20 protein-coding genes are annotated in these 20,464 nt (G+C 66.1%); 16 read left to right on the top strand and 4 right to left on the bottom strand.

The window, feature by feature from the left end:
• The 3 genes from pdxA to B2246_RS27820 are packed head-to-tail and all read right to left on the bottom strand — an operon-like array spanning position 1 to position 5,074.
• Complete coding sequence (gene pdxA / locus B2246_RS27830; protein ID WP_286882513.1) at positions 1–1,086, bottom strand: 4-hydroxythreonine-4-phosphate dehydrogenase PdxA; 1,086 nt, start codon at positions 1,084–1,086, stop codon at positions 1–3.
• A gap of 16 nt (positions 1,087–1,102) precedes the next feature.
• Positions 1,103–2,590, bottom strand: a complete 1,488-nt coding sequence (locus tag B2246_RS27825) for a peptidylprolyl isomerase (protein ID WP_035881384.1) — start codon at positions 2,588–2,590, stop codon at positions 1,103–1,105.
• 9 nt (positions 2,591–2,599) lie between these two features.
• Complete coding sequence (locus B2246_RS27820; RefSeq protein ID WP_035881383.1) at positions 2,600–5,074, bottom strand: LPS-assembly protein LptD; 2,475 nt, start codon at positions 5,072–5,074, stop codon at positions 2,600–2,602.
• A gap of 182 nt (positions 5,075–5,256) precedes the next feature.
• On the opposite strand from B2246_RS27820, the gene B2246_RS27815 reads away from it, so the two are divergent.
• From B2246_RS27815 to B2246_RS27740, 16 genes are all read left to right on the top strand, one after another.
• Entirely contained in the window at positions 5,257–6,303 is a 1,047-nt protein-coding gene (locus tag B2246_RS27815; RefSeq protein ID WP_008648711.1) for an aminoglycoside phosphotransferase family protein, read from the top strand.
• Positions 6,304–6,314: 11 nt separating this feature from the next.
• Entirely contained in the window at positions 6,315–7,112 is a 798-nt protein-coding gene (locus B2246_RS27810) for an AzlC family ABC transporter permease (RefSeq protein ID WP_008648709.1), read from the top strand.
• Positions 7,109–7,432 (top strand): AzlD domain-containing protein, encoded by a 324-nt coding sequence (locus B2246_RS27805; protein ID WP_286882477.1) that lies wholly within the window; start codon positions 7,109–7,111, stop codon positions 7,430–7,432. The genes B2246_RS27810 and B2246_RS27805 overlap by 4 nt, the downstream gene beginning before the upstream one ends.
• Positions 7,429–8,136 (top strand): N-acetylmuramate alpha-1-phosphate uridylyltransferase MurU, encoded by a 708-nt coding sequence (gene murU / locus B2246_RS27800; RefSeq protein WP_286882478.1) that lies wholly within the window; start codon positions 7,429–7,431, stop codon positions 8,134–8,136. Before B2246_RS27805 ends, murU begins: the two co-directional genes overlap by 4 nt.
• 128 nt (positions 8,137–8,264) lie before the next feature.
• Positions 8,265–9,662 (top strand): aminopeptidase P N-terminal domain-containing protein, encoded by a 1,398-nt coding sequence (locus B2246_RS27795; protein ID WP_008648703.1) that lies wholly within the window; start codon positions 8,265–8,267, stop codon positions 9,660–9,662.
• Positions 9,659–10,123, top strand: coding sequence for a hypothetical protein (locus B2246_RS27790; protein ID WP_008648702.1), 465 nt, complete (start codon positions 9,659–9,661; stop codon positions 10,121–10,123). Before B2246_RS27795 ends, B2246_RS27790 begins: the two co-directional genes overlap by 4 nt.
• Positions 10,101–11,363, top strand: a complete 1,263-nt coding sequence (locus tag B2246_RS27785; protein WP_286882479.1) for a UbiH/UbiF/VisC/COQ6 family ubiquinone biosynthesis hydroxylase — start codon at positions 10,101–10,103, stop codon at positions 11,361–11,363. Before B2246_RS27790 ends, B2246_RS27785 begins: the two co-directional genes overlap by 23 nt.
• Positions 11,364–11,566: 203 nt before the next feature.
• Complete coding sequence (gene dusB, locus B2246_RS27780) at positions 11,567–12,631, top strand: tRNA dihydrouridine synthase DusB (RefSeq protein ID WP_008646033.1); 1,065 nt, start codon at positions 11,567–11,569, stop codon at positions 12,629–12,631.
• Complete coding sequence (locus tag B2246_RS27775; RefSeq protein WP_008646031.1) at positions 12,628–12,861, top strand: Fis family transcriptional regulator; 234 nt, start codon at positions 12,628–12,630, stop codon at positions 12,859–12,861. Before dusB ends, B2246_RS27775 begins: the two co-directional genes overlap by 4 nt.
• Positions 12,862–12,883: 22 nt before the next feature.
• A complete protein-coding gene (gene purH / locus B2246_RS27770) occupies positions 12,884–14,458 on the top strand; it encodes a bifunctional phosphoribosylaminoimidazolecarboxamide formyltransferase/IMP cyclohydrolase (protein ID WP_008646028.1) in 1,575 nt (524 codons plus the stop codon).
• Positions 14,459–14,583: 125 nt separating this feature from the next.
• Complete coding sequence (gene ruvC / locus B2246_RS27765) at positions 14,584–15,129, top strand: crossover junction endodeoxyribonuclease RuvC (RefSeq protein WP_008646027.1); 546 nt, start codon at positions 14,584–14,586, stop codon at positions 15,127–15,129.
• Between the two features lie 114 nt (positions 15,130–15,243).
• Positions 15,244–16,422: a glycerophosphodiester phosphodiesterase gene (locus tag B2246_RS27760; protein WP_286882480.1), complete on the top strand. Its 1,179-nt coding sequence runs from the start codon at positions 15,244–15,246 to the stop codon at positions 16,420–16,422.
• Positions 16,423–16,476: 54 nt separating this feature from the next.
• Positions 16,477–17,058 carry a Holliday junction branch migration protein RuvA gene (gene ruvA / locus B2246_RS27755; protein WP_008646023.1) on the top strand — a complete coding sequence of 194 codons (582 nt, stop codon included), beginning with the start codon at positions 16,477–16,479 and terminating at the stop codon, positions 17,056–17,058.
• A 67-nt stretch (positions 17,059–17,125) separates the two neighbouring features.
• On the top strand, positions 17,126–18,193 hold the full coding sequence (gene ruvB / locus B2246_RS27750) for a Holliday junction branch migration DNA helicase RuvB (protein ID WP_008646022.1): 1,068 nt from the start codon (positions 17,126–17,128) through the stop codon (positions 18,191–18,193).
• Positions 18,194–18,395: 202 nt separating this feature from the next.
• Complete coding sequence (locus B2246_RS27745; protein ID WP_008646021.1) at positions 18,396–19,007, top strand: hypothetical protein; 612 nt, start codon at positions 18,396–18,398, stop codon at positions 19,005–19,007.
• A gap of 46 nt (positions 19,008–19,053) precedes the next feature.
• A complete protein-coding gene (locus tag B2246_RS27740) occupies positions 19,054–19,638 on the top strand; it encodes a BPSL1445 family SYLF domain-containing lipoprotein (protein ID WP_008646020.1) in 585 nt (194 codons plus the stop codon).
• A 125-nt stretch (positions 19,639–19,763) separates the two neighbouring features.
• Here the strand turns inward: B2246_RS27740 and B2246_RS27735 are convergent, their stop codons facing one another.
• A complete protein-coding gene (locus tag B2246_RS27735) occupies positions 19,764–20,438 on the bottom strand; it encodes a histidine phosphatase family protein (RefSeq protein WP_008646019.1) in 675 nt (224 codons plus the stop codon).
• Positions 20,439–20,464 lie beyond the last annotated feature (26 nt).

Here is a 20,464-nt window from a genome sequence, read left to right as displayed (position 1 = left end):
TCAGTGCTGGCCGTTGGCGATGCCATTGTCCGCGCGCCCATTGCTGTGGCGCCCGCTGGCATGTCCGGCCATGGTAATGGCACAGCGGATGGCTTCGATCATGCTGCCGTGCTCGGCGCGGCCAGTGCCGGCCAGGTCGAGCGCGGTGCCATGGTCCACCGATGTGCGGATGAAGGGCAGCCCCAGCGTGATATTCACGCCGTGACCAAAGGTACCGTACTTGAGGGGCGCCAGGCCCTGGTCATGGTACATCGCCAGCACGCAGTCGGCATCACGCAGATGGCGCGGCTGGAACAGCGTGTCGGCGGGATACGGGCCGCGCGCGTCGATATCGGCATCGCGGGCCTGCTCGAGCGCGGGAGAAATCACGTCGATTTCCTCGCGCCCCATATGACCGGACTCCCCCGCGTGCGGGTTCAGCCCGGTTACCAGGATGCGTGGGCGCGCGATGCCGAAATTCCGGCGCAGGTCGGCATCGACAATCGTCAGCGTCTCGACCAGCATCGGAACGTTCAGCGCATCAGGCACCACGCGCAGCGGCAGATGCGTGGTGGCCAGCGCCACGCGCAGCATGGCGTTGTCATGCGCCGGCTGCGGGCCGGCCAGCATCATTACCACACGCGGCACGCCAGCGCATTCGGCCAGATATTCGGTATGCCCGGAAAACGGCACGCCAGCATCATTGATCGTGCTCTTCTGCACCGGCGCGGTAATCATGGCCGCATAGCGGCCCGTCCGCAGACCATCGACGGCGGCATCCAGCAGCGCCAGCACGTAGTGGCCATTGCGGGCATCGAGCCGCCCCGGCTCGCAGTGCACGCCCAGCGCGATGTCTTCCACGATCACGTCGCCATCGGCAATCCGACGTGCCCACGCATGGGCCACGCCGAGCGCCTCGGCACGCTGATCGAGCAGACGCGCATCTCCGATCACATGGAAGCGGACCGTCCCCCCATGGCCGACGTTGCCGCCGTTGGCGCCGTGATTGGCGGCGAACTGCAGCAGGGCACCGATCGTGATGTCGGGGCCGATGCCGGCCGGTTCTCCGGTCGTGATTGCTAGGTCGAGTGGCGCGGGGTCGGGCATTGTTCGGGCCAGCGCATCAGCGCTGGCGGTTGATCCGGTATTCGACATACGCCGCGCTGCGGAGCTGGCGCACCCAGTCATCATAGGCGGCGCGCAGCTTCTGCTCGCGAACTTCGGCTCGTGCGAAGTCACGCTGCTTCTCGGGCGACACTTCGGTCTCGCGGCGGTTTTCCACCTGGATCAGGTGCACACCGAACTGCGTGACGACCGGGTCGGAGATTTCGCCCGGGCGCAGGCGGTTCATGGCCTGCTCGAACTCGGGCACCAGTTCGCCCGGCGACACCCAGCCGAGTTCACCGCCTTGCGACGCCGAGCCGTCCTGCGAGTAGCGACGGGCGGCATCGGCGAAATCGACACCGTGCGTGATCCGGTCGCGAATCGTCGCCATCTGACGCTTCGCTTCGGCCTCGGGCATGTTCGGGCCGGTGCGGATCAGGATATGGCGCACCTGCGTCTGCGCGATGCGGTCGCTCGCCGCCGGCTGCGCGGCGGCCGTGCGCTTGGACACGAGCTTGATCACGTGGAAACCGTTGGCCGATTCCAGAACCTCGGGCACCACCGCGCCCGGCTGCAGGTCGACCACGGCATTGGCAAACACGGCAGGCAACCGGCCAATCTCGCGGAAACCCAGCGAGCCGCCTTGCGAGGCTTCCGGCGCCTCGGAGTTGGCCTTGGCCAGTTCGGCAAAGTCCGCCCCGCCTTGCGCCTGCTTCAGCAGGCCTTCCGCCTTCGTCTTGAGCTGGGCCTTCTGTGCATCGGACGCATCTTCGGGCACGCGCACGAGGATCTGCGCCACATTGAACTCAGTCGGGCCCGAGGCGGCCGCCTGGCCACCGTTACGCGCGGCCAGATAGTTGTCGATCTCGCCGTCGTAGACCTGCACCTTCGAGTCCACCTCGCGTTCGCGCAGGCGGATCACCTGGACCTGCTTGCGCAGTTCGTCGCGGTACTTGGTCCACGACATGCCGCTGGCTTCCACGCGGCTGCGCAGCTCCGTCGCAGACATCTTGTTCTGTTGCGCCACCGATTCGATCGCCCGATCTACTTCCTGATCGGTCACCTTGATCCCGGCTTCCTGCGCGGCCTGCGTCTGCACGCGCTCCATCACGAGGCGTTCCAGCACTTCGCCGAGCAAGTCGGGCCGCGGCGGCACCTCGCGCTTGGCGGCGCGAAGCTGGTTTTCGATCTCGTCAGCGCGGTCAAGCAGTTCCCGGCGCGTGATCACGCTGTTGTTGACGACGGCCACCACCTCGTCCACCAACTGCGAGCGCGGCTGGGACGAAGGCTGCGGCACGCCCATTATCGGCTGGCTCGGCGCCACGGTGCTGCCGCTGCCCTGGCTGGCCGATTGGCTGCCCTGCTGCGTGAAGATGCCCTGCGTACGCGTGCCGGGCGCGCGCAGTTGCGCAGCTGCCGGCGCGGCCAGCGTCACGAGCACGGCCGACAGCAGCAGGTGCTGCCAGGGGTTCAGGCGGGACAACAGGGAGAAGGCTTGACGTTTCATCTTGGTCCGTCATTCATAGTGATCGTACGGGGTTGTCGGCACCGGCCGTGCCGTCACGGGCTCGTAGCCCGGCACGTTCAGGCGCAACATGTCCAGCGGGTTGGAGCCGATCTTCGACAGCCCACGGAACTCCACCTGGAAGAAAACCCGCCCGGTGTAACCGTTCGAGGTATTGCGGAAACGCTGGTACACGAACCGGCCGACCCAGCAGTCGGCGGCGTACTCGAAACCGGCCAGCGCATCCACGAGCTGGTTGGCCGACTTGTCGAATGCCACGCGGCCAATACCGTAAGTGCGTTGCGTGATCGGCCACTGCCCCGACACTTCGATCTGGTCGATCGCGGTATTGTCCGTCACCGAGGTCGGGCGACGGTAGCGATAGCCGAAATTGATGAGCTTGCGCGATTCCGGCCGGTACGCGAATGCCACGTTCGAGTAGTTGACCTTGTCCTGGTCCGGATTCCACTGGATGCCGGCATCAAGATAGTAGCCGCGGAACAGCTGGATCGTGGTGGCTGCCAGCAGGTCTGAGTAGCTCGGCTTGGCATCCGGCAGCGTGCCATTGAGCTGCACACGCTGGCCCGTAAAGTCGACACGCTGCGCAATCGTGCCACGGAAACGCTCGACACCAGTCTCAGATTCGATCAGGCGCGTGGTCAGGCCCAGGGTCAGCTTGTTATTGTCAGCGATGCGGTCGTTACCGGTAAACGGGTTCTCGGTAAAGATCTGACCGTAGCCAAAGTCCGACTGCACCGTATCGAACAGCGGGAACTGACTCTGGTCGTAGAACGGCGTATAGACGTAGAACAGGCGCGGCTCGAGTGTCTGCGTGTACTTCACGCCAAACAGCTTGCTGACGCCCGGCGCGTCACGCTCGAACGTCATGCCCGAATCCAGGCTTACGGTCGGAATAGTGCGATTGAGCGTATTCGACGCGCCAACCGTGTTGGTGCCGGTATCCATGTTGTACTGCGCCGCGTTGAAGATGAACTTCGGCGTCACGTACCAGCCCGGGCGGATGATCGGGTAGCTGATTGTCGGCTGGATGAATGCGCGATTGCCTTCGGGCTGCTGGATGCCGGTACTGGTCAGCGGGATACGGAATCGCGTGTAGTCCGTCTCGAGCGAAATATCGAAGCCGTGGAAGTCATAGCGGTTGTACTTCGCGTTCAACTGCGGCTCGCGCTCGTAGGACGGCTCGCTGGGCAACAACGTCTGGAACTTCTGCACCCGTGCCATGAACACCCAGTCCTGCCACGCATAAATCACGCCGCCTTCCTGCGTGTACTGACGCAGGGTCGACTGCGATACGGAACGCGTCAGGTCGTCGGGATACTTGTCATCCGAAACCTTGCTGACGTTCACGTACGCCGTCATGCCGGGGATGACGGTCTGATAATGCTGGATCGAGTAGGCCCAGCGATTGCGGCCCGCCTTCTTGTCGTCGGGCAGGAACTCGCCGCGGATGCGGCCGCTGTAGCCGTCCCCCATGTACCGGAAATCCTCGCCAAGCTGCACGCCGCGGGACGACAGAATTCGCGGGTAGAGCGTCAGATCACGGTTCGGTGCCAGGTTGAAATAGTACGGAACAGTGAGATCGAACCCGGAGTTCGAGCCGTATCCGAACAACGGCGGCAGCACGCCGCTACGACGCTCGCTATTGAGCGGAAAGCTGAACGCCGGCGCGCCCGCGATCGGCACGCCAAAGAAATTGAGCACACCGCCATAGGCCGTGCCCACCTGACGATCGCTATCCAGATCGAGCTTTCTGGCGCTGAAGTACCAGTCCGCGTTATCGGGCGAACAGGTCGTGTAGGTCGCCTTCTTCAGCGTGCTGCGGTCCGGATCCAGGAAATCTACGCGCTCGGCGCTGCCGGAGCCGCCGGTCTGCTGGAAGTAGTAGTCCGGGGACAGCATGTAGCCTTCATTGGCCTGCACGCGCATCCGCGCTTCCGGGCCTACGGCCAGCGTGCCGCTCTTCGAAAGTCGCACGTTGCCAGTGGCATGTGCTTCGTCGGTGTCCTGGTCGTAGGTGACCTTGTCGCCCTTGATCACACCACCGTCGCGGCGCAGTTCGGCGTGCCCTTCCATCTCCACGCCCTTCTCGCTGTAGCCCGTTACGCGGTCGCCGGACGCGTAGGCTGGGGCGTTCGGATTCGAGGGCGTAGATGACGGCGATAGGTTGAGCGTGTTGCCGCTGGGAGCGGTCCGCATGGCGGGCTCGGTCAGGCGCGGAACGAGATCGCCGCCTTCAGCCGGCGGCGGCGGTGCCTCCGGGGTCTGCGTGACCACTGGCTCGACGAGGTCGATGTTCGGAATGGCGGACGTCGCGCCGTACTGCGCATGGGCGCTCACCGTCAGCCCGGCCATGGCGAGCACGAGCGGCCGCAGCGCGCTGGCGGGCAGGCGGACGCGCCGGGACGTGCCCGGGGGCGCTGGCGGTCGGGTGGCCGGATGATGCGGTGATCGTCGTTGTTCGGTCATGCAAACGGTGGTCGGTCAGCTCGGCGGGCCGGCGCTTCGAAGGGGCTGCAAAATTTGCCCCTGCTTCGACGCCAACCCATTGCCAGAGCGGGCTGCGGGGCGACAAAGGCCCCTCCCGGAGGCCACCCGGCGCCCGGGTCTGGTCGGGTATTATACGGGGCATCGTATTCTCCCTTTCAGGCATGTCTGCACTTCTTCACGCCACGGGCCAAGACCCGCGCATCGAACAACTCAAAACGTGGGTAGCCAGACTCGGTGCGGCATGGTCGATCGACCCGGATTCCTGCGCCCCCGCGTCGGCCGACGCAAGCTTTCGCCGCTACTTCCGCGTGCGGACCGGCCACCCTGCGCACCCCACCGCGATCGTGATGGACGCGCCACCCTCGCACGAGGATTGCCGACCGTTCATCCATGTGGCAAAGCTGTTCGGCGATGCCGGCGTGACGGTGCCGACGGTGCTGGCCCAGGATCTCGAGCAGGGTTTCCTGCTGCTGGCCGATCTGGGCAGCCAGACGTACCTGTCGCGCCTGGACGACACCTCGGCGCACAATCTCTATACCGATGCGGCCGCCGCGCTGGTCAAGATCCAGGCCGCCACCCGCCCGGGCGAACTGCCGGCGTACGACCGCGCGCTGCTGCAGCGCGAACTGGACCTGTTCCCGCAGTGGTACATCGCCAAGCACCTCGGCGTGACGCTCGACGACCGTCAGCAGGCCGACCTGCGTGAGGTGTTCGAGACCATCATGGCCAACAACCTGGCGCAGCCGCAGGTCTACGTGCATCGCGACTACCATTCGCGCAACCTGATGGTGCTGCCCGAAGCCAGCAACCCCGGTGTCCTGGACTTCCAGGATGCGGTGATCGGCCCGATCACCTACGACGCCGTGTCGCTCTGGCGCGACGCCTATATCGAATGGGAAGAAGAGCAACAGCTCGACTGGCTGATCCGCTACTGGGAACGCGCCCGCAAGACCGGGCTGCCCGTGGCGGCCGATTTCGGCGAGTTCTACCGCGACTTTGAATGGATGGGCCTGCAACGCCACCTCAAGGTGCTTGGTATCTTCGCGCGTCTGTATCACCGTGACGGCAAGGACGGCTATCTGGCCAACCTGCCGCTCGTGCTCCGATACACCCGCAACGTGGCAGGCCGGTATAGCGAGATGCGCAAGCTCGTGCGCCTGCTCGATGCGATCGAAGGCACCGAGCGGCCCACCGGCTTCACGTTCTAGGCGGGTGCAACGTGGAGGTCCCATCCGACACCCCTGACACCCCCGAGGCCGCCGAGGCTATCACCCGCAGCGGCGAATGGTGGGCCGGCGCCCGCGCGCTGGCGCCGATGCTGCTCGGCGTGATGCCGTTCGGCCTGATTTACGGCGTGCTGGCAGTCAATGCCGGAATGCCGGCCTGGCTGGCCTGCGCGATGAGCGCGATCGTCTTCGGCGGGGCATCGCAGATGATCCTGACGCAACTCTGGGCAGCCGGCACGCCGGCGCTGGTGGTCGCGTTCACGGTGGCGATGGTCAATCTGCGACACGCGCTCTATTCCGCGACGATTGCCGCATCCCTGGCACCGCTGCCACGCCGCTGGAAGGCGCTGATTGCCTATCTGCTGACCGACGAGGCGTTCGCGGCCATGACCCGCCGTCTGGGAGACACTGGCCCGCGCGCGCGCTACCGGCACTGGTTCTACTTTGGCGCGGGCTTTTCGCTCTGGGCGAGCTGGCAGGTCTCCACGCTGGCCGGTGTGCTGGTTGGCGCGCAGGTGCCGCGTGACTGGCCGCTCGATTTCTTCCTGCCGCTGACCTTCATCGGGATCATCGTGCCGAATTTGAAGCACCGCTCGCAGACCGCCGCCGCGCTGGTGGCCTCGGTACTGGCCGTGGCGTGCTTCGCCATGCCGCACAAGCTCGGCATCATGGTGGCGGCGCTGGGCGGCATTGCCGCAGGCATGTTGCTGCGCGGGCGCGACCGGGACGGTACCGGGCGGCGCTCGTCGGACGCATCGGGCCAAACCGATCGCAAGGAGCACGCAGCATGAGCCAGATGACCCTGCTGTGGGTATTCATCGGCGCGGGACTGGCCACTTTCCTGATCCGGCTGTCATTCATCGCCGTCGAGGGCCGCGTGCGCCTTCCGGCATGGTTTCGCACGGCGCTGCAGTTCGTGCCGGCGGCCATGCTGTCGGCCCTGATCGCGCCGGACCTGCTAATGCGCGACGGCGCCGTGTTCGTCAGCCCGCACAATGCACGCCTGATCGCCGGCGTGGTGGCCATCGTCATCGCCGCGCGCACGCGCAGCGTTGGCTGGACCATCGCCGGAGGCATGGCCGCCCTGGTTGCCCTGGAGGCTCTGATTTGAAAGCGATGATCTTCGCCGCCGGCCGCGGCGATCGTATGCGACCGTTGACAGATGCCTGCCCGAAGCCGTTGCTGGCCGTGGGAGGCAAGCCGCTGATCGTGTGGCAGGTCGAGGCGCTGGTGCGGGCCGGCCTCACCGATATCGTCATCAATCACGCCTGGCTCGGCGAGCAGCTCGAGTCGGCACTGGGCGATGGTTCGCAATTCGGCGCGCGCATCCATTGGTCGGCCGAAGGCACGGCACTGGAAACGGCCGGCGGCATCGCCCACGCGCTGCCCCTGCTGACCGGCAAGGCCGACGCCGACGACGTGTTCCTGGCCGTATCGGGCGACATCTTCTGCGACTTCGACTACCGCACCCTGTTGCCGCGCGCCCGCGCCATGGCCACGGCCCCGCGCCCGCACATGCATCTGGTGATGGTGCCGAATCCGCCCTTCCATCCGCGCGGCGATTTCGTGCTGGATGCGGGCGGACTGCTGCGGATGCCCAGCGCCGACGGCCACGCGCTGACGTTCGGCAATATCGGCCTGTACGACACCCGCCTGTTCCGCGAAATCGAACGCGGGGCGAAGGTGGCGATGTCGCCCTACTATCGGGAAGCCATCGCGGCAAGCCTGGCCACGGGCGAGCGCTTCGACGGACGCTGGGAAAACGTTGGCACTCCTGCGCAACTGTCGGCGCTTGATCGCTCGCTGCGGGCATAGCGGCGCGCTCCCAAACGTTACCAAAGCCCCGTACGCGCCCGCTTTTGCGCCGCATCGTGCGCACGCGCGGCCCGCTTTACCCGCCGACGGGTTTAGAATCGGGGCATTCCCCTCACCGTCTTTCATCCATGTCCGCACCCGACTCCGCCCTCCTCGGCGCGTGCAGCGATCGCCGCGCCCGTGTGCTGAAACATCTGCGCGCCAACGGCGGCGGCGTGGCCATCGTGCCAACCGCGCCGGAAGCCATGCGCAATCGCGACAGCGACTATCCGTACCGGCACGACAGCTATTTCTATTACCTTACCGGATTCACCGAGCCAGACGCAGTGCTCGTGCTGGTGGCGGGCGGCCCGGGCGACGACACCAACAGCAGCATCCTGTTCTGCCGGCCCAAGCACGAAGAACGCGAGATCTGGGATGGCTTCCGCTATGGGCCAGAAGGCGCGCGCGCGATGTTCGGCTTCGACGAGGCGCACTCGGTCGAAGACATCGACAAGCTGCTGCCGCCGATGCTGGCCAACCGCGCCACGCTGGCCTATCCGCTGGCCGCCACCGCAGACTTCGACGCACGCGTGCGTGGCTGGCTGGATGCGGTACGGATGCAGGGCCGCGCCGGGGTGTCCTCCCCGTCGGCCGCGCTAGACGTCCGCACACTGCTCGACGAGATGCGCCTGTTCAAGGATGCGGGCGAACTGGTCACGATGCGCCGTGCCGCCGAGATCTCGGCCCAGGCGCATGTTCGTGCGATGCGCACGTCGCGCCAAGGCTTGCGCGAGTACCACCTCGAAGCCGAACTGCTCTACGAATTCCGCCGCCACGGCGCCCAGAGCGTGGCCTACAACTCGATCGTCGCCACGGGCCCCAACGCTTGCGTGCTGCACTACCGGGCGGGTCCGGCCGAACTGCGCGACGGCGACCTGTGCCTGATCGACGCGGGTTGCGAACTCGACGGCTACGCGTCGGACATCACGCGCACGTTCCCGGTCAACGGCCGATTCACGCCGGCGCAGCGCGAGCTCTATGACCTCGTGCAGGCCGCGCAGGACGCCGCCATCGCCGAGACACGCGCGGGCGTGCCATACAACGTCCCGCACGACGCGGCGGTGCGTGTGCTGGCGCAAGGCATGCTGGACACCGGCCTGCTCGACCGCAACAAGGAAGGCACGCTCGACGACGTGCTGGCCAGCGGCAGCTATCGCCGCTTCTACATGCACCGCACGGGCCACTGGCTCGGCATGGACGTGCACGACGTGGGTGAATACCGCGTGCCCGGCCCGCTGCCGGCAGGCCACGAGGGCGAGCGACCATGGCGTCCGCTCGAGGCGGGCATGGTGGTAACCATCGAGCCGGGCATCTACGTGCGCCCGGCCGAAGACGTACCCGAACGCTACTGGCACATCGGCATCCGCATCGAGGACGACGCCGTGGTGACTTCGGGAGATTGCGAATTGATCACGCGCGGCGTGCCTGTGAAGGCCGACGAGATCGAGGCACTGATGCGCGACAACGGAGGCATGTCGCGATGAAGGCATTGTTGAGCAAACTGTTCGGAACCGGCGTCACGAAGACCCACACGACGCGAGCAGTCGATCCGAACGAACCATTCGTGATCAATATTTATGACGACCGCGTCGTGGTGCACCGCCCCGACGGCCAGCGCGAAGAGCTGGCCTGGGACGCGCTGGAGAAAGTCGTGGTGCGCGTGTCCGACCGCGCGCCGTGGGCAGGCACCGCATGGCTGATCCTGGCCGGCGACGCCGCAAGTCAGCAAGGCTGCGTGGTGCCGATGACCGCGGCCAACCACGAGGCGCTGGTGCGGCGCCTGCAGGAGCTGCCCGGCTTCCATCAGCAGAAACTCGATAACGCGATGCGCGACGCCACCTCTGGCAAGTCACGCACCGACGCGAATCTGTGGAAGCGATCCGAAGCCGAAGCCCAAGCGCGCAAGGACGAGGAAACCAGCCATGACGCTGCCAACCAGCACTGACGCACTCGCGGTTGAGCCGCGCGACATCGTCATTGTCGGCGGCGGGCCGGTCGGCTTGGCGCTGGCGGCGCAGTTGCTACGCACCACATCGTGGCGCATCACGCTGATCGACGCGGCCACGCCGGCGCGCGCCGCACGTGATCCGCGCGCCATTGCCTTGTCGCACGGCAGCCGCCAGTTGCTCGAGCAGATCGGCGCATGGCCGGTGCCGGCGCAGGCGATCGAGCATATCCATGTCTCGCAGCGCGGCCGCTTCGGTCATGTGAAGCTCCATGGCGACGACTACGGCGTGCCCGCGCTGGGCTATGTGGTCAGGTACGGCGACCTTTGCCAGACCCTCGAACGCGCGCTCGCCCGCGCCGCCGACGCCGCTCCGGGCCGGCTTGAACGCGCCTTCGAGACGCGTATCGACAACATCGATCAAGGCGACCGCAGCGACGGCAGCAACCGGAGCGACGCCGCCCTGGTCCGGCTGACCGGCACCTCGCACGCAGAGCAGGAAGGATTGCCGGTAGCGTTTGCGGCCCGCATCGCTGTGCAGGCCGAAGGCGGACTGTTCCACCAGCAAATCCAGCGGCTGTCGCGTGGCACCGAGGCCGCGCGGCGACGCGACTATCAACAGACCGCGATCATCGGCCATGTGACGTGTACGCAACCACAACCCGGCTGGGCGTGGGAACGTTTTACCGAGGAAGGGCCGCTGGCGCTGCTGCCACACGAGGAACATGGCGTGCAGGGCTACGCGCTGGTCTGGTGCTGCCCGCCCGAGCAGGCCATGCGCCGGCTCGCGCTCCCAGAGGACGAGTTCGCATATGAACTGGGCCAGGCGTTCGGTACGCGAATGGGCCGGTTCACGCTGGTTGGCAAGCGCCACGCGTTCCCGCTCGGGCTCAATGCCGCGCCGGTCACGGTCGACGGGCGCGTTGCCGCGGTCGGGAATGCCGCGCAGACGCTACATCCGGTGGCCGGACAGGGGCTGAACCTGGGCCTTCGCGATGCATTCGCGCTGGCCGATTCGCTGCGCGCCGGCTGCACACCACAGGCACTGGAGGCGTTCGCGAGCCGGCACCGGGTCGACCGCGCGATGACAATCGGCATCACCGACCTGCTGCCGCGCGTGTTCGCCGTGGGCGGCCCGATGGCGGCCCACGCCCGTGGCGCGTCGCTCGCAGCACTGGCCTGCGTGGCGCCGCTCAAGCACGCGCTGGCGCGGCAGATGATGTACGGCGCACGCGGCTAGTCGATATTTGCCAGGCGGCTCCCCGACGGCCCCTTTGCGGGGCCGTCTTCATGATATTTGCTCATTTCTTGAGCAACCGTACCGGATTGGCGGTAAAATCCCGCCCTCGCACATGACCCGACTTGCGCCGGCCCCAAGGCTTGGCAGGGGCATGTTTTTGCATATCGCCAGCTTCGCCTGAACGCACCCAACACCGTTCCATCGTGCAGATCGGTCCGCACCAACTTCGCAACAACCTGTTCGTCGCCCCCATGGCCGGGGTGACCGACCGGCCCTTCCGCCAGCTTTGCAAGCAGCTTGGCGCGGGCTACGCGGTGTCCGAGATGGTCGCGTCGAACGCCCAGCTCTGGAAAAGCGAAAAGACCATGCGCCGCGCCAACCATGCCGGCGAGGTGGAACCGATTTCGGTGCAGATCGCAGGCGCGGAGCCGTCGATGATGGCCGAGGCGGCCCGCTACAACGTGGACCGCGGCGCCCAGATCATCGACATCAACATGGGCTGCCCGGCCAAGAAGGTCTGCAACGTGGCCGCCGGTTCGGCGCTGCTGCAGAACGAGCCGCTGGTCGTGCGCATCGTCGAGGCCGTGGTGGCCGCCGTGGGTGACCGCGTGCCCGTCACGCTGAAGATCCGCACCGGCTGGGACCGCGAGCACAAGAATGCGCTGCGCGTGGCGCGCATGGTGGAAGACGCCGGCATCAGCATGCTGACGATCCACGGCCGCACGCGCGCCGATCTCTATCATGGCGAAGCCGAGTACGAGACGATCGCCGCCGTCAAGTCGTCGATCCGCATCCCCGTGGTCGCCAACGGCGACATCACCACGCCGCAGAAGGCCCGACATGTGCTGGCAGTGACCGGCGCCGACGCGATCATGATCGGCCGGGCCGCGCAGGGCCGCCCCTGGCTGTTCCGCGAGATCGAGCACTACCTGAAGACGGGCGAACTGCTGCCCTCGCCAGAAGTGGCCGAGATCCGCGCGATCATGAACCATCACCTTGCGGACCACTACGCGTTCTACGGCGAGTTCACCGGAGTGCGCACCGCCCGCAAGCATATTGCCTGGTACACGCGCGGCCTCAAGGGCGCGAACCTGTTCCGGCATCGCATGAACACACTGGAATCCACCGACGCGCAACTCGCGGCCGTCAACGCATTCTTCGACGAACAGGCTGCAATCTCCGACCGCCTGGTCTATGTCGACGAGAATGCCGCAGCGGACGACGACGCGCTCGACAACAACAAGAAACGGGAATTGCTTGCCGCATGAGCCGCAACGCCATCGACCAATGCATCCGGGATAGCCTGGATACCTACTTTCGCGATCTGGACGGCGAAGTGCCGTCCAACATGTACAACATGGTGCTGGAGGCCGTGGAGCGGCCCCTGCTGGAAGCCGTGATGACGCGCGCCGAGCGCAACCAGTCACTGGCAGCCGCGTATCTCGGCATCAACCGCAACACCCTTCGCAAGAAGCTGCAGCAACACGGTTTACTTTGAATTTGACGCGTTCCCCACAGCCATGATCAAGCAAGCTCTTCTCTCCGTTTCAGACAAAACCGGCATCGTCGACTTCGCGCGCGAACTCAATGCGCTTGGCGTCACGCTGCTTTCCACCGGCGGTACCGCCAAGTTGCTGGCCGAGGCCGGCCTGCCTGTCACGGAGGTGGCCGATTACACGGGCTTCCCCGAGATGCTCGACGGCCGCGTGAAGACGCTGCACCCGAAGGTTCACGGCGGCATCCTGGCCCGTCGCGACCTGCCGGAACACATGGCAGCCCTGGCCGAGCACAACATTCCGACGATCGACCTGCTGGTGGTGAACCTGTACCCGTTCCAGCAGACCGTGGCCAAGGATGACTGCACGCTGCCGGACGCCATCGAGAACATCGACATCGGCGGCCCGACCATGCTGCGCTCGGCGGCCAAAAATCACCGCGACGTGACCGTGATCGTCGATCCGGCCGATTACGCGGTGGTACTCGGCGAGATGCGCGCCAATGGCAACAGCGTCGGCTACGACACGAACTTCCGCCTGGCTACCAAGGTGTTCGCCCACACCGCCCAGTACGACGGCGCGATCACTAACTACCTGACCAGCCTCGGCGCCGACAAGTCGCACCAGGCCCGCAGCGCCTATCCGCAGACGCTGAACCTGGCCTTCGAGAAGGTCCAGGAAATGCGCTACGGCGAGAACCCGCACCAGTCGGCCGCGTTCTACCGCGACCTCAAGGCCTTCGACGGCGCGCTGGCCAACTACGTGCAGTTGCAGGGCAAGGAACTGTCCTACAACAACATCGCCGATGCCGACGCCGCGTGGGAATGCGTCAAGTCGTTCGACGCCGCCAACAGCGCCGCATGCGTGATCGTCAAGCACGCCAATCCGTGCGGTGTGGCGGTTGGCGCGAACGCGCTGGAAGCCTACGACAAGGCCTTCAAGACCGACTCGACCTCGGCCTTCGGCGGCATCATCGCCTTCAACGTCGAACTGGACGAAGCTGCCGCACAAGCCGTGGCCAAACAGTTCGTGGAAGTGCTGATCGCCCCGTCGTTCAGCGCGGCCGCGCGCAACGTGTTCGCCGCCAAGCAGAACGTGCGTCTGCTGGAGATCCCGCTGGGCAAGGGCGTGAATCAGTACGACCTGAAGCGCGTGGGCGGCGGCCTGCTGGTGCAGGGCCCGGATGCGCGCAACGTGCAGCCGTCCGAACTGCGCGTGGTGACGCGCCGTCACCCGACGCCGAAGGAAATGGACGATCTGATGTTCGCCTGGCGCGTGGCCAAGTTCGTCAAGTCGAACGCCATCGTGTTCTGCGGCAACGGCATGACGCTGGGCGTGGGCGCGGGCCAGATGAGCCGCGTGGACTCGGCACGCATCGCCAGCATCAAGGCCCAGAACGCCGGCCTCACGCTGGCGGGTTCGGCCGTGGCATCGGACGCGTTCTTCCCGTTCCGCGATGGTCTGGACGTGGTGGTCGACGCTGGCGCGACTTGCGTGATCCAGCCGGGCGGCTCGATGCGCGACGATGAAGTGATCGCCGCCGCCGACGAGCGCGGCATCGCCATGGTGCTGACCGGCACGCGCCACTTCCGCCACTAAAACGGTAGCGAGGGCACACCGCTGCCCTCGCCCCGGCGCCTCTCCCGCGCTACGGGAGAGGCGCGCAACCCCTCCCCTGCGGCGTAATCCTCTACACTACGCCCATCTCCCCCTGCCCTTGCTTCATGCGTATTCTCGGCATTGACCCCGGTTTGCGAACCACTGGCTTTGGCGTGCTCGAAAAGCACGGCAACAAGCTCGCCTACGTCGCGTCGGGCACGATCCGCAGCAATGGCGAGACCAGCCTGCCCGAACGCCTGAAGACGCTTTACGACGGCATCTCCGAAGTCGCGCGGACCTACGCGCCAGACTGCGCGGCGATTGAAAAGGTCTTCGTCAACGTCAATCCTCAATCGACCCTGCTGCTCGGCCAGGCACGCGGCGCGGCGATCTGCGGGCTGGTCGGGCAAGGGCTGCCGGTGTTCGAATATACCGCGCTGCAGCTCAAGGTGGCCGTGGTCGGATACGGCCGGGCCAACAAGGAGCAGGTTCAGGAGATGGTGATGCGGCTGCTGTCGCTGTCCGGCCGTCCGAGCTCCGATGCGGCCGATGCGCTTGGCGTGGCGATCTGCCATGCCAATGGCGGCGACACGCTCGGCACGCTGGCCGGGCTGGCGCCTGAGCTGGCGCGCAAGGGAATGCGCGTGCGGCGCGGCCGGCTGGTCGGCTGATTCGTCGCCGGCGGACCGACGCCGATCGATTGCCATTTTCAGAGCAACGCCTAGGGATGACCGCTACGGCCGGCGCTTACAATCGTCGTTCGTGACACCGTCAGGAATGCTCCGATGCACCATCCGTTCATCACCCGATTCTCGCTTGCCGCGCTGACCGCTGGCCTCATTGCCGGCTGCGCGGCGCCGCCTCGTGCGCCCACGTCCACGGCTGCGCCGGAGGTGCCATCCACGGCATCCGTTCCCACCAGCGCCGCGCGGAAGCCCGTGCTGATCATCGGCCATCGCGGCGCCAGCGCGCTGCGGCCGGAACACACGCTGGCGTCCTATCAGAAGGCGATCGACGACGGCGCCGACATCATCGAGCCCGATCTCGTGGCAACGAAGGATGGCGTGCTGGTGGCGCGGCACGAGAACGACATCACGGGTACCACCAATGTGGCCGAGGTGCCGGAGTTCGCAGACCGCAAGCGTGTGAAGGTCATCGACGGCGAGCGGCTGACCGGCTGGTTTACCGAGGACTTCACGCTGGCCGAACTGAAGACGCTGCGCGCCCGGGAGCGGATTCCGAAGCTGCGTCCCGCCAATGCGAAGCTCAATGACCAGTTCGAGATCCCGACATTCGACGAAATCCTGAAGCTCGCCGAGCTGGCCGCCATGAAGCGTGGACGGTCGGTTGGGATCTATCCCGAACTCAAGCATCCCACTTACTATCGCGGTATCGGCCTGCCGCTGGAGGAGCGACTCGTAACCGCGCTGCAGGGCAGCGCCTACGCGAAGACCGTGCCGGTCTATGTGCAGTCGTTCGAAGCCACGCCGCTGCGCACCGTCAAGCGATTGCTGGGTAATTCGATGCCCAACGTGATGATCGTCCAGCTTATCGGCAATCCGCGCAGCCGTCCCGCGGACTGGCGTCTGGCAGGTGATACGCGCACGTACGCCGACATGATGAAGCCGATCGGCCTGCGCGAAGTGGCCACCTACGCCAACGGCATCGGCCCCGAGAAGAACAGCGTGATCCCGCGCGATGCCAACGGCAATCTCGCCTCGCCGACCGCGCTGCTCGCCAACGCTCACGCGGCGGGCCTGGTAGTGCATCCTTACACATTCCGGCCCGAGAATGCGTTCCTGCCGAAATCGCTGCGCGCGCCCGGTGACGATGCCACGCGCAATCCGGCTGGCATGATCAGCGAGATCGAGACCTTCGCAGCCGCGGGTGTCGACGGCGTCTTCACCGACGACCCGGCGCTGGGTCGCCGCGCCGTGGATCCTCCCGCCAACGGCGGCCATTAAGCACGCTGGCCGCGCTACACTTGCGGCCAATTTCGCTTCTTCATCGCACCCACCATGATCGGACGTATCGCCGGCACCCTGCTTGAAAAGAATCCCCCGCATCTGCTGGTCGACTGCCATGGCGTCGGCTACGAGATCGATGTGCCGATGAGCACGTTCTACAACCTGCCGGCGATCGGCCATCCCGTAACGCTGCTGACCCAGCAGATCGTGCGGGAGGACGCGCACCTGCTCTTCGGCTTTGCCACGGCCACCGAACGCAATACGTTCCGGGAGCTGATCAAGATCACCGGCGTCGGCGCGCGCATGGCGCTGGCCGTGCTGTCTGGGCTTTCGGTACCGGAACTGGCACAGGCCGTGACGATGCAGGAAGCGGGCCGGCTGACCAAGATCCCGGGCATCGGCAAAAAGACAGCAGAGCGGCTGCTACTGGAGCTCAAGGGCAAGCTTGGCGCGGATCTGGGCCATGCTCCCGGCGCCACCCCGGTGGCCGATAGCGCCATCGACATCCTCAACGCGCTGCTCGCGCTCGGCTACTCGGAGAAGGAGGCCGCGCAGGCCATCAAGCAGGTGCCGGCCGGCACCGGCGTGTCCGACGGTATCAAGCTCGCGCTGAAGGCGCTGTCGAAAGGCTAAGGACGCACCGCGAACGGCTCGGGGCGGGGGCGCAGCGTAGAATGGCGGCAAATTGCTTCTGACTGCCATGATTGAAACCGACAAGCTGACCGGCGCCGACCGCCTGCCCGACCGCGTGATCTCGGCCACGCCCGCTTCCACGCAGGAAGAAGCGTTCGAGCGGGCGCTACGGCCCAAGCTGCTCGACGAATACGTCGGCCAGGAGAAGGTGCGCGGCCAGCTCGACATCTTCATGCACGCGGCCCGCAAGCGCCGCGAAGCACTGGACCACGTGCTGCTGTTCGGGCCTCCCGGCCTGGGCAAGACCACGCTGGCCCACATCATCGCGCGCGAGATGGGCGTCAATCTGCGCCAGACATCGGGGCCGGTGCTCGAACGCCCGGGCGATCTGGCCGCCCTGCTGACCAATCTCGAAGCCCACGACGTCCTCTTCATCGACGAAATTCACCGGTTGTCGCCGGTGGTCGAGGAAATCCTGTACCCGGCGCTGGAGGACTACCAGATCGACATCATGATCGGCGAAGGCCCGGCGGCCCGCTCGGTCAAGCTCGACCTGCAACCCTTCACGCTGGTGGGCGCCACCACGCGCGCCGGGATGCTGACCAATCCGCTGCGCGACCGTTTCGGCATCGTGGCGCGGCTCGAGTTCTATACCCCGGACGAGCTCGCGCGCATCGTCGCGCGCTCGGCACAATTGCTGAATGCCGCCATCGACCCGGCCGGCGCATTGGAAATTGCCCGCCGCGCGCGTGGCACGCCCCGGATCGCCAACCGGCTGCTACGTCGCGTGCGCGACTTTGCCGAGGTGAAAAGCGACGGAACAATCACTAGAGAGCTGGCCGACGCCGCACTGGAGATGCTCGACGTGGATAGCGTTGGCTTCGACCTGATGGACCGCAAGCTGCTGGAAGCCGTGTTGCATAAATTCGACGGTGGCCCGGTCGGCGTGGACAATCTGGCCGCAGCGATCGGCGAAGCCCGCGACACGATCGAGGACGTGCTGGAGCCCTACATGATCCAGCAGGGCTACCTGCAGCGGACGCCGCGAGGACGTATGGCGACAGCCGCCGCCTACCGCCATTTCGGGCTGGCATCGCCCCGCGACGGTGGTGCCGAGCCCGCCGAAGGGCTCTGATTTTCCGCATCCCGCCCAAGGCCGTTCCACGGCCTTTTTTTTGCGCCTCCAGATGCCCCGGCGACCGCCGGGCGCGCCATTTAAACGTTTTAGCACCCCGTCGCAAATTTTTTCGAAGTGGATTGCTGGCCTCTGGCCGCTTGTCCACAATGGCTGCATCCCCTTTAATTACAGGTGCGCGTTTGCGCCATAAGGATCAGAAATGAATTTGCGAGCCAAACCAACTTCCCTGATCTCCGTACTTGCCGCGGCGGCCGCCCTGGCGATCGGCGCGACGGGCGTGGCGCACGCGCAAAAGCCGCAGGCAAAGACACCTGCGCCGATCGGCGTGGCCGAGGAAGCCGTGGTCAGCGGCAAGGTGGTCGATGTCGATCCGCAGTCGAAGGCCGTACTCGTCCAGGGACCGCGCGGCAATCTGGTCGAGCTCGTGGCTGGCGATGAAGCCAAGAACATCGGCAACGTGCGCAAGGGCGATATCGTGACGCTCACGCGCGGCGCGGCGGTGGTGGCGGCGCTCCAGCCGGTGGACAGCAAGGACACTCCGCTGCTGGAGCAGGTGGAACGCGTTTCCCACGCCGCCGAGGGCGGCAAGCCTGGCGTGATGCGTGAAATCACGACCACGATCACCGCTCAGATCACCAAGGTAGACGTGGCAAAGCGTATGGTGACCTTCCGCGGCCCGCGTGAAACCCTGCGTACCGTGAAGGTGCAGGACCCGAATATCGACCTGGCGAGCATTAAGCAGGGCCAAATGGCCAAGATTGTTGTGCGCGAAGTGGTGGCCATCACCGTCAAGTCGCCGAATGCCGGCTGATTTTCAGCCGGAGAATCCACCTGCCATCCCAATCAGGAGAACAACAATGAATCGACGCAACTTTGTCACCCGTATGGCAGGTTCCGGCCTGCTCGTCGCTACCGCCATGGCTGCAGGTTGCACGACCACGGGCTCCAGCGATTCGAAAGACGCGGCTGCTCGGCGTCAGGAAATCGATGCTGGCGCCGAGGGCGCGCTGAACCGGCTGTTCACGTCGGTCGATGGTTCGCGCGAACTGGCCAACAAGGCGCAGGGCATTCTGGTGTTCCCGCGCGTGCTGGCCGGTGGCCTGGTGATCGGCGGCGAGTACGGCGACGGCGTGCTGCGCAGCAAGGGCGCGAATGTGGGTTACTACCGCACGATCGCCGCGTCGTTCGGCCTCACGGCTGGCGGCCAGTCGCGCTCGGTGATCATCATGTTCATGACGCCGGAAGCCTACAACAAGTTCTTGCAGGCCAAGGGCTGGACGGCTGGCGTCGATGCCAGCGTGGCACTGGCCAAGGTCGGCGCGAACGGCAAGGTGGATACGGTTACGGGCCAGCAGCCGGTGATCGGCTTCGTCCAGACCAATGCCGGCCTGATGTTCGACGTTTCACTGGACGGGTCCAAGATCAGCAAGCTGGACCTGTAATTCGCAGAGTCTCTCCTCCTCTGCGATTGGACAACTCCCGGCCGTGGCCGGGAGTTTTTTATTGCACCGACGCTCGCGGCTGGACGCCCGGGCGTAGTCCGGAGAATCGGATCAGGTAGATAGGATCAGGGGACGCGTCGATCGACTTCGTCCAGCGCCAGCGCCTCTAGGTGGCTGACGTCGGCCCATTGCAGCAGCGTAAGGTGGGCGGTGTCGCAACGCAGGCGGTTGACGCTGGCATTGAGCAGTTCGTGCTCGCGCGGCGCTTCGAGGGTCATGCCCGCCGCCTCGCGGTAGAGGCAGTCGAGCACGCCGCCGTGCGCCACCAGCGCGATGCGCTCGCCAGGATGGCGCCGCGACAGATACAGCGCCACCTCGACCGCCCGGTCGTGGAACTCGCGCAGCGATTCGCCCTCGGGCGGCGCGTAGTCGGGCACGCGCGCCTGCCAGCGCGCGAAATCCTCAGGGCGCTTCTCCGCCACTTCAGCGTAGGTCATCCCCTCCAGATCGCCATAGCAACGCTCCCGCAGTCGACGCTCGGGCCGCACCTGCAAACCCAGCGTCTCGGCCAGCGGCGCCGCCGTCTGCATGGCACGACCCAGGTCACTCGAATAGACCGCGTCGATCGGCTCGCCGGCCAGCGCCTCGGCCAGCGCGCTCGCCTGGGCGCGGCCAGTGTCGTTCAGTGGGATGTCGAGCTGGCCCTGCAGCCGCCGCTCGCGGTTCCAGGCCGTCTCGCCATGGCGAATCACGATCAGGTGGGTGTAGGCCAGCGATTGCGGGCCAGTGCTTTGCGACATTGCCGATTCCTCGGGGGGCGACGGTT

It is taken from the genome of Cupriavidus sp. UBA2010, assembly GCF_002335265.1.
GTDB classification, from domain to species: domain Bacteria; phylum Pseudomonadota; class Gammaproteobacteria; order Burkholderiales; family Burkholderiaceae; genus Cupriavidus; species Cupriavidus metallidurans.
This window is presented reverse-complemented; position numbering and strand designations above follow the sequence as displayed.

Excerpts from the sequence above, each read along its gene's own strand:
- pdxA (WP_286882513.1), bottom strand. The coding sequence starts at position 1,086 with ATGCCCGACCCCGCGCCACTCGACCTAGCAATCACGACCGGAGAACCG.
- B2246_RS27825 (WP_035881384.1), bottom strand. The coding sequence starts at position 2,590 with ATGAAACGTCAAGCCTTCTCCCTGTTGTCCCGCCTGAACCCCTGGCAG.
- B2246_RS27820 (WP_035881383.1), bottom strand. The coding sequence starts at position 5,074 with ATGACCGAACAACGACGATCACCGCATCATCCGGCCACCCGACCGCCA.
- B2246_RS27815 (WP_008648711.1), top strand. The coding sequence starts at position 5,257 with ATGTCTGCACTTCTTCACGCCACGGGCCAAGACCCGCGCATCGAACAA.
- B2246_RS27805 (WP_286882477.1), top strand. The coding sequence starts at position 7,109 with ATGAGCCAGATGACCCTGCTGTGGGTATTCATCGGCGCGGGACTGGCC.
- B2246_RS27795 (WP_008648703.1), top strand. The coding sequence starts at position 8,265 with ATGTCCGCACCCGACTCCGCCCTCCTCGGCGCGTGCAGCGATCGCCGC.
- B2246_RS27790 (WP_008648702.1), top strand. The coding sequence starts at position 9,659 with ATGAAGGCATTGTTGAGCAAACTGTTCGGAACCGGCGTCACGAAGACC.
- B2246_RS27785 (WP_286882479.1), top strand. The coding sequence starts at position 10,101 with ATGACGCTGCCAACCAGCACTGACGCACTCGCGGTTGAGCCGCGCGAC.
- B2246_RS27775 (WP_008646031.1), top strand. The coding sequence starts at position 12,628 with ATGAGCCGCAACGCCATCGACCAATGCATCCGGGATAGCCTGGATACC.
- purH (WP_008646028.1), top strand. The coding sequence starts at position 12,884 with ATGATCAAGCAAGCTCTTCTCTCCGTTTCAGACAAAACCGGCATCGTC.
- ruvC (WP_008646027.1), top strand. The coding sequence starts at position 14,584 with ATGCGTATTCTCGGCATTGACCCCGGTTTGCGAACCACTGGCTTTGGC.
- B2246_RS27760 (WP_286882480.1), top strand. The coding sequence starts at position 15,244 with ATGCACCATCCGTTCATCACCCGATTCTCGCTTGCCGCGCTGACCGCT.
- ruvA (WP_008646023.1), top strand. The coding sequence starts at position 16,477 with ATGATCGGACGTATCGCCGGCACCCTGCTTGAAAAGAATCCCCCGCAT.
- ruvB (WP_008646022.1), top strand. The coding sequence starts at position 17,126 with ATGATTGAAACCGACAAGCTGACCGGCGCCGACCGCCTGCCCGACCGC.
- B2246_RS27745 (WP_008646021.1), top strand. The coding sequence starts at position 18,396 with ATGAATTTGCGAGCCAAACCAACTTCCCTGATCTCCGTACTTGCCGCG.
- B2246_RS27740 (WP_008646020.1), top strand. The coding sequence starts at position 19,054 with ATGAATCGACGCAACTTTGTCACCCGTATGGCAGGTTCCGGCCTGCTC.
- B2246_RS27735 (WP_008646019.1), bottom strand. The coding sequence starts at position 20,438 with ATGTCGCAAAGCACTGGCCCGCAATCGCTGGCCTACACCCACCTGATC.